The sequence below is a fragment of the Thermophagus sp. OGC60D27 genome (assembly GCF_052400625.1).
Taxonomy (GTDB): Bacteria; Bacteroidota; Bacteroidia; order Bacteroidales; family Marinilabiliaceae; genus Thermophagus.
Genome location: NZ_JBQTGH010000014.1, coordinates 1 through 13,836, shown reverse-complemented (window position 1 = coordinate 13,836; position 13,836 = coordinate 1). Strand labels below are relative to the sequence as shown.

The following is a 13,836-nucleotide window of genomic DNA, read 5'->3' as shown; positions in this document are numbered from 1 at the left end:
TTATTCCGGGTTCAGTTCACTCTTACCATGCAAAGAAACCAAATTTATCCGTTATATATTATATTTTTGTATTCAAAGACAACGCCAAAATGATTGGAAAAGCAAAAAAAAAACTGATATCTTCCCTTTCGCATAAAAAATACCGTGACAAAACTGGGCTTTTTGTGGCCGAAGGTCCAAAACTAGTCAAGGATCTGCTAATAGCAGGGATGGAACCTGAATTGATTTTAACGACAAACAGTGCCCTTTTTGAAGCCGCACCAGACCAACCATCCACAGCTATCATTGACAACAGGGAATTAAAGCAACTGAGCTTTCTGAAAAATCCACGGGAAGTAATTGCCATATTTCGAAAACCAAATTTCAACTTTACCTTTGGTGAACACTCCGAAAGCCTTACCCTCTGTTTGGATGGGATCCAAGATCCCGGCAATATGGGAACCATATTGAGATTAGCGGACTGGTTTAGTATTCCCAATGTTGTTTGCAGTCCCGACACGGCCGATGTCTTTAATCCTAAGGTAGTGCAGGCCTCTATGGGGGCCTTTGCTCGAACCAAGGTTCATTATACTCCGCTTTCCACTTTCTGTCAAAGATCGGCCGAAGAATTAAATCTTGAAGTGTTTGGAACTTTTATGGAAGGTGAAAATATCTATTCCTTATCGTTACCACGTAAAGGAATAATTGTTTTGGGAAATGAAGGAAATGGCATTCGTCCCGAGACGGAAAGAACCATTACCACTCGCTTAACCATCCCCAAATTTGGCAATCCAACGGCCCATTCTTCTATGGAATCCTTAAATGTAGGAATGGCAGCCGCCATAATGTGCTCAGAATTCCATCGTTCTATATTTTGACATACCGGCTGACCTGAATAGCACATTGTTCACCGTCCATCGCTGAAGACGCTATACCTCCGGCATATCCGGCTCCTTCACCACAAGGGAAAAGACCTTTAACAGAAACATGCATAAAGGTCTCTCTTTCGCGTGGTATTCTCAAGGGAGAGGATGTTCTCGACTCAGTTCCCAAAACGACGGCATCGTCACTCAAAAAGCCTCTGGCGCGTTTACCAAAGTATGCAAATCCATCCCGCAACCGGGAAGAAATATGCTCAGGCAAAATAAAATGCAATGGAGCAGCTACAACGCCCGGGACATAAGATGTTTCGGGCAAATCGTAAGATAACCTCCCCTCCACAAAATCAATCAATCGCTGGGCAGGCGCGATAAGCCCCTGACCCCCATTTATATAACAAAGTCGCTCAACCTCCTGCTGATATTTCAAACCGGCCAGAACCCCAAATTGTTCATATCCCTTCAAATCTTCGGGGCGTATCTCCACCACCATTCCACTGTTTGCAAATGGTGAATTTCGTTGCGAAGGAGACATCCCGTTGACAACCATCTCTTCCGCTCCGGTCATGGCCGGAACGATAAAACCTCCAGGGCACATACAAAACGAATAAACACCCCGGCCCGCCACCTGATGCGTAAAACTATAAGAAGCGGCCGGCAGAAAACTCCCCCTCCCATTATTCGTGTGATATTGAATGCGATCAATCTCTTCCTGAGGATGTTCTACCCTAACACCCATAGCCCAAGTCTTGGCTTCCAAGTCAATCCCCTTTTGGTGCAAAAGCTGGTATATATCTTTAGCCGAATGACCAGTAGCCAAAATCACGGCTTCACCCCTGATCTCCGAACCTTCGGCCAATGTTACCCCTTGAACAGTGTCACCTTCCATTATAAAATCCACAACACGTGAATGAAATAAAAATTCCCCACCAGCAGAAATGATGGTTTTCCGAATATTACGGATCACTCCCGGTAATCTGTCGGTCCCAATATGAGGATGAGCATCGATCAATATATCCTCAGATGCCCCATGAAAATGAAGAATTTCAAGAATATTGCGAAAATCGCCTCTCTTCTTACTTCGTGTATAAAGCTTCCCATCCGAAAAGGTTCCGGCACCCCCTTCTCCAAACGCATAATTGGAATCTTCATCCAGCTGTTCATTGCGATTAAGAAGGGCGATATCTTTTTTCCGATCTCCAACCTCTTTCCCTCGCTCAACAATAACAGGTTTCAATCCACACTCAATAAGCTTTAAGGCAGCAAATAAACCGGCAGGACCGGCTCCTACCACCACCACTTCCGGGGCCGAAGCCACAGAAGGCCAATGGAAACTTTTGGGTTCAAAACCTGGAATCGGTTCATCACTCCAAATAGCCACCCTAAGTTCAACCATAACCTGTCGCCTGCGAGCATCTATTGATCGTCGAACCACTTTAAATCCCGAAATTTCTCTATCTGACATACTCAGTTTCCGGGCTGCACATTTTTTTATTGTCTCTTCTTTAGAAGCCTCCTCAGGCGTAAGACGCAATTCTATTTGCTGATACATTACTCAAAATAAAAAGTGAAAACAAATATCCGGGATGTCAACCGCTCCAAAATATCGGTATACAATAGATCTTCCGGTTCACCGGTGCCCGAAGGATCCAAAACATTCATCATACCAACCGATAATTTGGCTTCTGTCGAGAGTCTGAAATAATTCAGATACAAATCCAGACCGGCGCCAATCTCCAAGTATATATCGCGTGATTTCAGGTCAAGACCTAAATTTTCAGATTTGGACAGATCAAATCGGGGATTGATTCCACCTATCAAGTAGGGTTTCATATTAGTCATCCTGTCTCCGCTGAATTTCAACAGTAATGGAAACTCCAAAAAGGTGGATTTGATTTGGAGTGGAGTTTCTTCCGCTTCTCCATCCTGAATGTAGAGCAAATCACGCTGGCCAAAGCTGATGCCGGGAAGAAATCTCAAGTTGAAATGTTGATTAAGTCTTAAACTTGAAACAATACCGATATTAATACCCGGAGACAATCTCACCACCTCTGCATAGCGGTTTTCAAGGCCTTCGGGACGATCCAAGGGAATTTTATGCACCACCCGAAAATCCATAGCATTAAAACCTATCAAAAAACCAAAATGTAAAGGTCTGTAATCAAAGGCCGGAAGATTGGGCACACCTTTTCCCTCTCTTACCTGTCCGTTAACAGGTAAAATAAAAATTAAAACAAAAACAATCAGATTCAATAATCGCAAGGGAAATGATTTTTTGAACCAAACGCAAAGAGGCTCAATTTATTGTCATCATCTTTTTACAGCCACATATATAGTGGCAATGCCAAGAGTTTGAGCTATTCCTTTTTGCCATTCAAATCCTGCATTTTCCAACTCACGTCTAAATTCTTTTCCTTCCGGAAACTGCAAGGCCGACTCCGGCAGATAGGCATACGCTTGTTTATCTCGGGAGATAATTCCCCCCCACCAAGGTAATATCCGACGCATATAAAAGTAAAACAATTGTTTAAAGGGAAACACTTTGGGACGGGAAAACTCCAAAACCACCAAACGTCCACCGGGTTTCAGAACGCGTTGAATTTCACTCAACCCTTTCTGAAGGTTTTCAAAATTTCTGACCCCAAATGCCACAGTTGCTGCATCAAAAAAACGATCTTCAAACGGCAGGGCTTCTGAATCACCTTGTTTTAGCTGGATCGTCATATGAAGCCGTTTCTTTTCAACCTTTTTTCTGGCTATATTCAGCATCTCCGCTGACAAATCAACACCATACACCGCCACCGGATCTATTTTGGCAATTTCAATTGCCAAATCACCCGTTCCGGTCGCCACATCAAGAATTATGGGTGCAGTAAGTCCCCCTAGTTGTTTAACAACATTCTTCCTCCATATTTTATCAATGCCAAACGAAAGCAAATGATTTAATAGATCGTAGCGAGGCGCAATTTTGTCAAACATGGACCGGACTTGTTCTTTCTTACTACTCTCAAGATCTTTATATGGCTTTATCATCCTGTAAAAAAATTTTAGCCCAAAAATACAAAGATTTTATCACCTATTGGTAATTCCCAACCGCAACGACATACTAATTTTTCTCAGATCTTCCCCTCCATCCACCACTTCAAACGGTTGTCGAATTTCGTTTTCAACTCATCAATAAAACCATACGATTCGTCATCCACACGTATTTCTCCTCTGGTAACATGTCCCAAAACCGAAAAGGCAAGCTCTTTTCCCACCATGAAATCCACAAATTCATCTTGTTTTTCAGGCGACACCGAAACAATTACACGCCCTTGAGCTTCCCCAAACAGGAAGGCGTCCCGTCGAACCTCCGCATCGGTGGTAATATCAAATCCATAATCCATGGGAAGAGCACTTTCCAGTAAGCTAAAAAAGAGTCCCCCATTGGACACATCATGTACCGACCTGACCAATCCTTTATCAATCATATTACTAAGTACCGCAAACAACTTTTTCTCCTCCTCTTGATTAAAATAGGGAGGACGCGATTTTTCAACTCCATGGATAACTCTCAGGTATTCCGATCCATTTATATCGTTACGGGATCTCCCCAGTAAAAAGATCATATCTCCTTTATGCTTAAAAGAAAGTGTGGTATGTTTTTTCACATCCTTAATAACTCCCAACGCACCGATCACTGGGGTAGGAACAATTGGAATAATTTGTCCTTCGACCGATCGTTGATTATAAAAACTAACGTTCCCACTGACTACTGGCAATTCAAAAAAACTACATGCATCGGCAAGCCCTTTAACCGTTTCCGCAAAATCTGAAAAAGCAGCAGGATCATAGGGATTGCCAAAATTAAGACAATCGGATACAGCAATTGGGGTTCCTCCTGAACATACAATATTTCGAATAGCCTCAGCAACAGTTATACGCGCCCCATTATACGGATCTGAGGTGAAATAGGCAGGGTTACTGTCTACAGTCGCTAACAAAGCCTTGTTTTTTTGGCCGAGTTCAATAATCCCTGCATCGGATGGATACTTAGTACTGGCCGTTTCGCGATTCAACGTTTTGGAAAATTTCTTGGTCAGCCATTTTTTAGATGTGACATTCAAGGATTCAAGCATCTTATCAACCACTGCAGGATAATGATCCGGCTCCTGAACATCTTCCACTTTAATACTATCCGGCAATTCTCTTTCTACCTCTGCTTTCCGGTCATATACGGGGGACAAATCTCCAAGTCCCAGGTATTTCACAGGAATTTCAACTTCAACCGACTCATTTTTACTGCATTTTAAAATCCCAGTCTCATTGACTTTTCCAACTACCCCAAAGGTGAGCCTATTTTTTTCTGCAACCCCTTGTATTTTCTCCGTATTCTTCGGGGCAAAACAAATCAACATCCTACCCCAGGTCTGAGAAACCAAGATTTCACGCATATCCATATTCTTCTCACGCAGAGGGATATCATCCACAAAAAAATCAATGCCGCTGTTTCCTCTTGAAGCCATTTCGGTAATAGCGCCGATAATGCCCTGACCACCAATAGTTTGAACACCCACCAATAATTCGTCACTAATTAATTTTCGGATCGTTCGGTAAAGATGCACTTCCGATTGTATGTCACGCATCTGATCAAAAGAGATACTTTTAGTTTCTCCCTCAGGTACCATGTCGACGCCAAAGGCATCTCCTCGAATCCCGTCTTTTCCTGTAGGCACCCCGATCACTGCAACAAGATTACCAGCTCCTTTTGCCACACCCGATACCAGCTCTTTCTCTTGTGCCACTCCAATTGACATAGTGTTAACGATGGGACTGGTATTATAAGCATCATTAAAGAACACCTCGCCCCCAATAACAGGAATCCCAAAACCTTTTTCAAAATCGGCGATGCCATTCACCACCTCCTCAAACAACCATCGGGCAGTATCACGATCTGAATTACCAAAACGTAGCGAATTGAGAAGAGCTATGGGTTTGGCTCCCATGGAAAATATATCCCGATTCACCACCCTCATTCCGGTAGAGGCCCCCAAGCGCGGCTGCACGGCACAGGGATGGTTGTGCGACTCCAGTTTAAAGATGGCAACCTGATCATCACCTATATCCACTACACCGGCACTCTCTTTGCCAGCCTCAACCAATACATGAGCTGCCTTCCTTGGTAATTTTTGAAGCCATTTTCGGGAATTTTTGTAACTGGCATGCTCTGACCATAAGATGGAAAAAATTTCTAGCTCAAGCTTATTGGGACGACGTCCCAGAATCTCCTGAATTTTCTCATATTCCTCGGTGGTCAAATTCAACAAATCAACATCTTCCACGGGATTGCTTTTATTTTTATTCATAAAACTTGAATTTACATTATTTAAACTTAATTGCATTTTGATAAACAAATATCATCCAACCCTTGTCGCTCTTCATTTCCGTTTTATCAAAACCTTATTAATTTTGAGTTGAAAAATAACAAAAAAAACGCATAAAACAAATCGCACAAAACTATGAATAAAAGAGCAATGATCACCGGTGCCTCCTCCGGAATAGGAAAAGCTACAGCCCTCATGATGGCCCGCAACGGATACAACCTCATCATCACAGGAAGACGAGAAAAACGACTTCATGAACTCGCTGATCAACTAAAAAAATCTGAAATTGAAGTTAAAATAATGCCCTTCGATATCCGCGACCCTCAAGCCACCCGTAATGCATGGAATGCTTTATCAAAGGAATGGAAACAATTAGATGTTTTGGTTAACAATGCCGGTCTGGCCGCAGGTGCCGATCCCATTCAGGAAGGCCGATGGGAAGATTGGGAACAAATGATCGACACCAACATCAAAGGATTACTCTCTATTACGAGGCTGGTAACTCCAGAAATGATAAAAAGAAATAAAGGACACATCATTAATGTTAGTTCCATTGCCAGTTCAGAAGTATATGCCAATGGGAATGTTTATTGTGCTTCCAAACATGCAGTTCATGCACTGACAAAAGGAATGCGGATAGATCTGTTACCGCACAACATCAAAGTTTCATCTATCTCACCGGGAATGGTAGAAACAGAATTTTCCATTGTCCGATACCATGGTGATAAAGGAAAAGCAGATAAAGTTTATGAAGGATTAACACCCCTTAATGCCGACGATGTGGCAGATGCCATAGAGTTTATGATAACTCGTCCTTCACACGTTAATGTGAATGACATGCTATTGATGCCCACAGCGCAGGCAAGTGCAGTCTATAATCACAGAGAATAGAAAATAGGGCCGTTTCCAAACCAATAAATTTGCCCGCCTCCTGCCGCGTTCCTTCAAAGAACTTTCCTTTCCAACCCGGCAAGAGGTGGGCACACTTATATATTTTTGACTTCCCCCCAAAAAGATCTTATCTATACATAAGTTTTTTCTTTTATCCTCTATGCGACTCTAATCTTTCTACATTTTTGATTCTCATTTTTTCAACCCAATCTCCATTAAATCTAAACCTCCGGTCTAAAAGAAATAGCTTGCCTAAACTTATTCCCTGATTCTTATGACAACCATCTTCGGCATACTTATTTCAATGGGGCTGAAAATTTTTTTAGTAATTCATAAATAATCAACCATATTCATTTAGAATATAGTTGATGCTTTGCTTCGCAGAGAGTATTCCCAATTATTAAACCCATATGACACGCCCAGTACGTGCATGGCTATTTTATAAAGGATAGTTGAAAATGTATTCACCGGAACCTAACTTAAGAGATACCCCTTTTTCATTCTGCCAAGCTTCTATTTCGACAATACTTTTCAATGACGAACCATTAAACAGTACATCTTCCAACAATGCTGACGGTAACGTAACTGTGGCAGTGGTATTGACAGGTATCTTAACTTCATAATTCATCTGATTATCTTCTATATTCCATTGCGATCTAATTTCGCCGTACATAGATTTATAAACCGCTTCGGCATAAGTTAACCCCCCTCCCAAATGAGGTGCAAGAAAAAAATGTTTGTATCCGGGAGCTTTCGGATCGATTTGGATTCCTGCTATATAGTTGTATAACCATTCCCCAATAGCCCCATAAGCGTAATGGTTAAAACTGTTCATCCCAGGATCCTGAAAAGTGCCGTCGGGCTTTTGTCCGTCCCAGCGTTCCCAGATGGTTGTAGCACCTTTAGTAACAGGATAAAGCCACGATGGGTACTCTTTTCGCATCAGAAGCATAAAAGCCAAATCTTCATAGCCATTATCCGACAATGCTTTGCAGAGTAAAGGAGTCCCAACAAAACCGGTGGTTAAGTGTTGAAACTTCCGAACATCATCGGCCAGATTTGCAGCCACTTGGGGGATCGACTTATCCGGAAGAAGATTGAATGCCAAAGCCAGAGAGTAAGCAGTTTGTGTTTGTGAAATCAGGTCACCCTCTGTGGTTACAAATTCATTTACAAAGGCGTTTTTCACCTTTTCCGACAATAATTCATATTCTTCGGCATCCTCTTTTTTCCCTATTACTCGGGCGGTATTGGCCAGCAATTGGGTTGAATAGGCATAATAAGCGGTAGCTATGAGGTCTTTTTCAGTGGTGGATTCCTGCGAACCGGAGCGTTTAATAGGGAATGCCAGCCAGTCTCCAAAGTGGTTGTCCCCGATCCAAAGATAATTATCTCCAGCCCGATTTTTCATATAATCGACCCATGCTTTCATACTGGAATATTGAACTTCCAGTATTCGTTTATCCCCATATGCGAGGTAAGTATTCCAAGGGACGATTAAAGCTGCATCGGCCCAGGCGGTAGAGCCTCCTTCTCCTCTTAACACATCAGGTATTACATGTGGAACTTTCCCATTGGGAAGCTGATCGGCAGCTAAATCTTTCATCCATTTGGTATAAAAAGGCGCCACATTAAAATTGAAAGCTGCAGTAGGACTAAACACCTGTGCATCACCGGTCCACCCCAATCGCTCGTTCCTTTGGGGACAATCGGTAGGAACATCCAGAAAATTGCCTCGTTGCCCCCATTGAATATTTTGTTGCAATTGATTGATTAACGGATTGGAACAGGTAAAATGACCTGTTGGTTGCATGTCGCTATGGACAACAACTCCTGTAATATTTTCCAGACTCGGCGTATCAGATAACCCCTCGATCTTAACAAACCTAAACCCGTGAAAAGTAAACCGAGGTTCATAAACCTCTTCCCCTTCTCCTTTTAGGACATAGGTATCGGTTACTTTGGCTTCCCGAAGGTTTTCAGTGTAAAAGTTGCCATCTCTATCAAGCACCTCGGCAAATTTAAGAGAAACAACGTCTCCGGCATTACCTTTGACCTTTAGTCTCACCCACCCCACCATATTCTGTCCCATATCAAAAACGGTTTCTCCCTTTGGTGTAATAATAATTTTTACAGGGTTGATTTCCATAACCGCTCTAACCGGGTCACTTTGAGGCGCTACCAAAACATTTCGAGAATGATCCTTGATTTCAACGCGACTCCAAAGACTATCATTGAAGCCTGGGCTGGCCCATCCCGGCATTTCCAGGCGTGCATCATAAGTTTCCCCGTTATAAATATCAGACGAAAGAATTGGCCCGGTAGTGGCTTTCCATGAGTCGTCCGTAACAATGGTTTCCACCGTTCCGTCGGTATAGGTGATGCAAAGCTGTACGATAAGCGCTAATTGGTCTCCGTAATAATTATGCTGTTTATTGAAACCAATATTTCCACGATACCAGCCATCCCCCAGAATGGCTCCCAACACATTTACTTTCGACCGAACCATTTCGGTTACATCGTAAGTTTGATACTGAATGCGATTTTTATAACTGGTCCAACCGGGCGTAAAAAGCTCATCACCGACCTTTATACCGTTTAGATATAGTTCGTACAACCCCAAAGCCGAGACATAAACCCTGGCTGATCTAACTTTTTTGGCTATTGCAAATTCCCGTCGCAAATAATGGCATGGTTTTGATTCTTCTGCTTTTTTTTCATTTGGCATCGTAATCCATGAGGCTATCCATTGTTCGGAATGTAAAATACCGGTTTCCCAAAATGCCGGTTCACTCCATGGAGTTGCTTTGCCTCGGTGGTCCCACACACGAACTTGCCAATAAAGGCGCTGCATAGATTTTGGCTTGGGGCCGTTATACTCTATGTTTACAGACTGTCCGCTGTTCACTTTACCAGAATTCCAGACTAGCGCATTCTTCTTTAGGTTAGAGGGTAATTCTGCGACTCTGATTTGGAATGCAGATTGAGTCACATTTTCACGGTCTGAGAATATTTTCCAGCTCAAACGTGGCTTTTCGACATCAATCCCAATCGGATCAGTGTGATACTCACAGACCAACTCCCCAACCCGGGTTGCTCCGGCAACAAAGTTTCCAATACCGCTCATTAGGAGTGCTGTAGTTAATAGTTTGAATCCATGAATTAATCGTTTCATAGCAGTTTCTTTATAGCAGAATCCTTATTTTTTGATGGTTGTTCATTGGTATCAAAATTACACATATATTCAATCTATCTGATACACATTTTGGCAATTGTGTTTAACTTTTTGACACCATCGGTTGAACTTAAAATACTTAAACCCTCCTAAGTATTTAATACAAAAACACATTGTTAAGTTTTCCACATAATTATAGATACAGCATTTGGAATTCCAAAACTTTAAAAATTTTATTCATTTACTGGAAAACAATTTGCAATCTTCGAGATACAAAGTTTTATCAGCCCCATAAAACAAAACTTAACTTTCTAACTAATAATGCTTGAAATCCCATTAAACTGCTACTATTCTTAAAAATATCATGAACTTTCTATTACTTAAAAACCCATACTTTAAGACACCAAAAACGTAATAGCTCATTAAGCTTCAATATACAACAAAACAATAATAGCAATTCTCAATTGGATTAATATCATATATAGAGTGAATATTCACTGAATACAAAATCAATCCTTCCACAAGATTTACCGCACTATTACCTAGAATTTTAATAATTGCCTACTATACCCCATTTCATCTTAACCCCAACCATTAAAACTGCTTTTACTATTGATCGAATATTTATTCCTTCGGATTCTCAATCTTTCCGGAAAATAAAATGGCACCGCTTTTTTCCTCTGTAATGGCAAAAAAGAAGGGACGATCAAATTTCATAGTCACAGTTGATTCCGGTGAAACGGATGTCAGTTCCATCCCCACACTGGTCACGGCTGCCGCTTCCGTTCCCTCTTCATCCACTTTTAGATAAGTCTTGTGGTTAACCTCACTGATATATACCGGGGCATCGACCATATTTGAAAAGTTGGCTTGTGACGCATCAAAAGGCAATTCCATTCCCATATTTTTCAATACATCATTTAACTCATATTTGCACGCCACCTCAAAACGAGGCAGAAAAAGTGCGATGGTTTGTTCGTGCATATTATCAACAATGGCCTCCCATTTGCCCACATCCATATTCTCTATCAATTGATCTACATCCGCATCTTCAACCGACTGAATAAGAATCATGTTAAACGAACCATTACCGTAAGGCAACCTGACCGCCCGAAGACCATTGTCACCATAGTAAGGTAAGGTTTGCTCCATATTCATCATCGGAACCTCTATAACCGATCCATCCGACAAATAGAAATTTTCATTTTTTGTAGCCGATTCATCGAACTGATATTTCCACTTACCCAAAAAATAGACGGCATTGATTAGAAACATATATTGCTGATCGCTAATTTGGTCTATTATCGTAGGAATCTTTCCACGAGTCTTTTCATCAACCCACCCGTTAATCATCTCTTTGGCCTTTTCAGAATCAGAAAAATCGACCCCCTTAAAGACCGCATCATAATAGGTTTCCACCGTATCTTCAAAACTTTTTTTAGCCGGCAGCGACTCCAAATACCACACCGAGTTGGCCACCTCAATATTCACCTGAGAATCGGAAGAACTTAATACATCCCGAACATCCCGAAAGGCATCGTTCATCGCTGAAACATCGCCAAAATCCAGAACCTCTAACATCTGCTCCAGGGTTTCCCCTGCTGCACCATTGGTCGTCATCCCCAGGGCCTGCGCCACACTCAACGATGAGATAACAACATTTTCACCGGGTTTGGCTTCTTCATTGACAGTTTTCAAAAGCTCCCAACCAAAACGGTCGGTAGCCGACAATACTTCCAGCGACTTTAAATCAAATACCGGGCTTTCCGGCTCTTCATCATTATTAAACCAGCTACAACCGGTAAGCAGAATCACGAAAATCATGAAAGAAAGAATGCGTTCCATTATGAATCTTTTTTAAAATTTATAAAAATGACAGCCTACCACTTCAACAGAAGTTTCTGAACAGGGCTATCCCAAGGGAAAAGAATAGAGGGTTACAATTCTGGTCATGTACGTTTCTGTTAAACAAATATCATTACCAAATTATAATCAAGATGGAAAGATAACCAAAAGGTTGCTCATGTCTCCGCTAAAAAATTGTACTTTTGCATCCGCTAACAAATGATATTTCTTAAATGAAACGAGCATGACCAAAATGGTTTGTCACAATAAGAGCATGTATAAACTTTAGGTCATGCGAGTTCCATTCGGCCAATGACTTAGATTAAATTTATACGAATGAAACTTTATTCATCTTCTTACCTGAAACAATTCACCAAAGAGATATTTCTAAAAATGGGTGCCACCCAGGCACAAGCCGAAACAGCAGCCTCCGTACTTATTGCGGCAGACCTCAGAGGTGTTGATTCGCACGGTGTGGCCCGGTTATCCGGCTATGTACGTTTATGGGAAAAGAAAAGGCTAAACGCTTCACCTTCACCAAAGATTGTTTACGAGACCCCTTCTACCGCCGTCATGGATGGTGATCTTGGGGCCGGATTAATGGTAGCGCCGGAAGCCATGAAAACGGCCGTTGAAAAAGCCAAAACCGCCGGTACCGGCTGGGTGGCCATACGCAACAGCAACCATTTCGGTATTGCCGGCTATCATGCCATGCTCGCCCTGGAACACGATATGATTGGTATTTCCATGACCAATGCCAGTCCTTTAGTTTCACCCACCTTTTCCAAGAGCCGCCTCCTGGGCACAAACCCTATAGCCGTAGCCATCCCGGCACTGCAACAGCCACCCGTGGTTATCGATATGGCCACAACGCCTGTCGCCAACGGAAAGCTGGAAGTACTTCAGAGGAAGGGCGAAAACATCCCCGAAGGATGGGCGCAGGACAAAGATGGCAATGCCTCCATCGATGCTGAAATATTAAAAAAAGGTGGGGCCATGCTTCCTTTGGGCAGCGACCGAATACATGGCAGCCATAAAGGCTATTGCCTGGGTTCTATGGTGGATATCTTTACCGCTGTCCTTTCCGGTGCCAACTACGGACCGTGGGTACCCCCCTTTGTAGCATTTCTTGACCCTCCGAAAAATCCTGTTGGTGAAGGCATAGGCCATTTCATCGGTGCCATGCGCATCGATGCTTTCAGACCCGCCGAGGAATTTAAAAAACATATGGACAACTGGATAGAAACCTTCCGCCAGGCCGAACCGGTCGATCCCAACCAAAAAGTGCTCATCCCCGGCGACCCCGAACGGATGCTGGAACAGGAACGTCAGGCAAATGGAATACCCTTGCTGGACCCCGTGGTGAAAGATCTCACCAATATCGGAAAAGAATTGGGGGTGCAATTTAAAAAGCACTGATATTGTAGTGCTCCTTTATTCTAAGTCGCATCCTCTTACAGTTTCCCCTCAAACTCGATATTTACTTTTCCTGTTTTAGATTATTGCGAAATACCGAATAGGCAAAAATAGAACATTGGACATAACCCTCTTCGTCTGTTTTCTTTGAAAATATTGGAGTTATACTTAGTCTCTCTTTAATTTCCTGTGAAAAAAGAGTAAGTTTCTTTATACATATCTGTGGGTCCTTCTTATAAAAAACAATAGATACACTAACAATTTTACCGGAAGGCAGAATCTTACA

General features: G+C 42.3%; 9 protein-coding genes and 1 pseudogene. 3 read left to right on the top strand and 7 right to left on the bottom strand.

All coding sequences use genetic code 11. From position 1 onward, the window contains the following. The first annotated feature begins 89 nt into the window (after positions 1 to 89). A complete protein-coding gene (locus tag ACT29H_RS14715) occupies positions 90 to 857 on the top strand; it encodes a TrmH family RNA methyltransferase (RefSeq protein ID WP_444822409.1) in 768 nt (255 codons plus the stop codon). Here ACT29H_RS14715 and ACT29H_RS14710 read toward each other — a convergent pair. The 4 genes from ACT29H_RS14710 to purL all read right to left on the bottom strand — a co-directional run bounded on the left by ACT29H_RS14710 (position 847) and on the right by purL (position 6,205). Then, a complete protein-coding gene (locus tag ACT29H_RS14710) occupies positions 847 to 2,409 on the bottom strand; it encodes an NAD(P)/FAD-dependent oxidoreductase (protein ID WP_444822408.1) in 1,563 nt (520 codons plus the stop codon). The genes ACT29H_RS14715 and ACT29H_RS14710 overlap by 11 nt on opposite strands. Then, positions 2,409 to 3,119, bottom strand: a complete 711-nt coding sequence (gene porT, locus ACT29H_RS14705; RefSeq protein WP_444822407.1) for a type IX secretion/gliding motility protein PorT/SprT — start codon at positions 3,117 to 3,119, stop codon at positions 2,409 to 2,411. Before porT ends, ACT29H_RS14710 begins: the two co-directional genes overlap by 1 nt. 48 nt (positions 3,120 to 3,167) lie before the next feature. After that, complete coding sequence (ubiE, locus tag ACT29H_RS14700; protein WP_444822406.1) at positions 3,168 to 3,890, bottom strand: bifunctional demethylmenaquinone methyltransferase/2-methoxy-6-polyprenyl-1,4-benzoquinol methylase UbiE; 723 nt, start codon at positions 3,888 to 3,890, stop codon at positions 3,168 to 3,170. Between the two features lie 83 nt (positions 3,891 to 3,973). Next, complete coding sequence (purL, locus tag ACT29H_RS14695; RefSeq protein ID WP_444822405.1) at positions 3,974 to 6,205, bottom strand: phosphoribosylformylglycinamidine synthase subunit PurL; 2,232 nt, start codon at positions 6,203 to 6,205, stop codon at positions 3,974 to 3,976. 153 nt (positions 6,206 to 6,358) lie between these two features. On the opposite strand from purL, the gene ACT29H_RS14690 reads away from it, so the two are divergent. Next, positions 6,359 to 7,114: an SDR family NAD(P)-dependent oxidoreductase gene (locus ACT29H_RS14690; protein ID WP_444822404.1), complete on the top strand. Its 756-nt coding sequence runs from the start codon at positions 6,359 to 6,361 to the stop codon at positions 7,112 to 7,114. Between the two features lie 439 nt (positions 7,115 to 7,553). Here ACT29H_RS14690 and ACT29H_RS14685 read toward each other — a convergent pair whose 3' ends face one another. Then, complete coding sequence (locus ACT29H_RS14685) at positions 7,554 to 10,289, bottom strand: family 78 glycoside hydrolase catalytic domain (RefSeq protein ID WP_444822403.1); 2,736 nt, start codon at positions 10,287 to 10,289, stop codon at positions 7,554 to 7,556. Positions 10,290 to 10,913: 624 nt separating this feature from the next. Then, complete coding sequence (locus tag ACT29H_RS14680) at positions 10,914 to 12,134, bottom strand: serpin family protein (RefSeq protein ID WP_444822402.1); 1,221 nt, start codon at positions 12,132 to 12,134, stop codon at positions 10,914 to 10,916. Between the two features lie 336 nt (positions 12,135 to 12,470). Here ACT29H_RS14680 and ACT29H_RS14675 point away from each other — a divergent pair, with 336 nt between their 5' ends. After that, positions 12,471 to 13,553: an Ldh family oxidoreductase gene (locus ACT29H_RS14675; RefSeq protein WP_444822401.1), complete on the top strand. Its 1,083-nt coding sequence runs from the start codon at positions 12,471 to 12,473 to the stop codon at positions 13,551 to 13,553. A 61-nt stretch (positions 13,554 to 13,614) separates the two neighbouring features. On the opposite strand, the pseudogene ACT29H_RS14670 reads toward ACT29H_RS14675, so the two are convergent. Next, a pseudogene (locus tag ACT29H_RS14670) lies at positions 13,615 to 13,836 on the bottom strand (hypothetical protein); the annotation flags it as partial.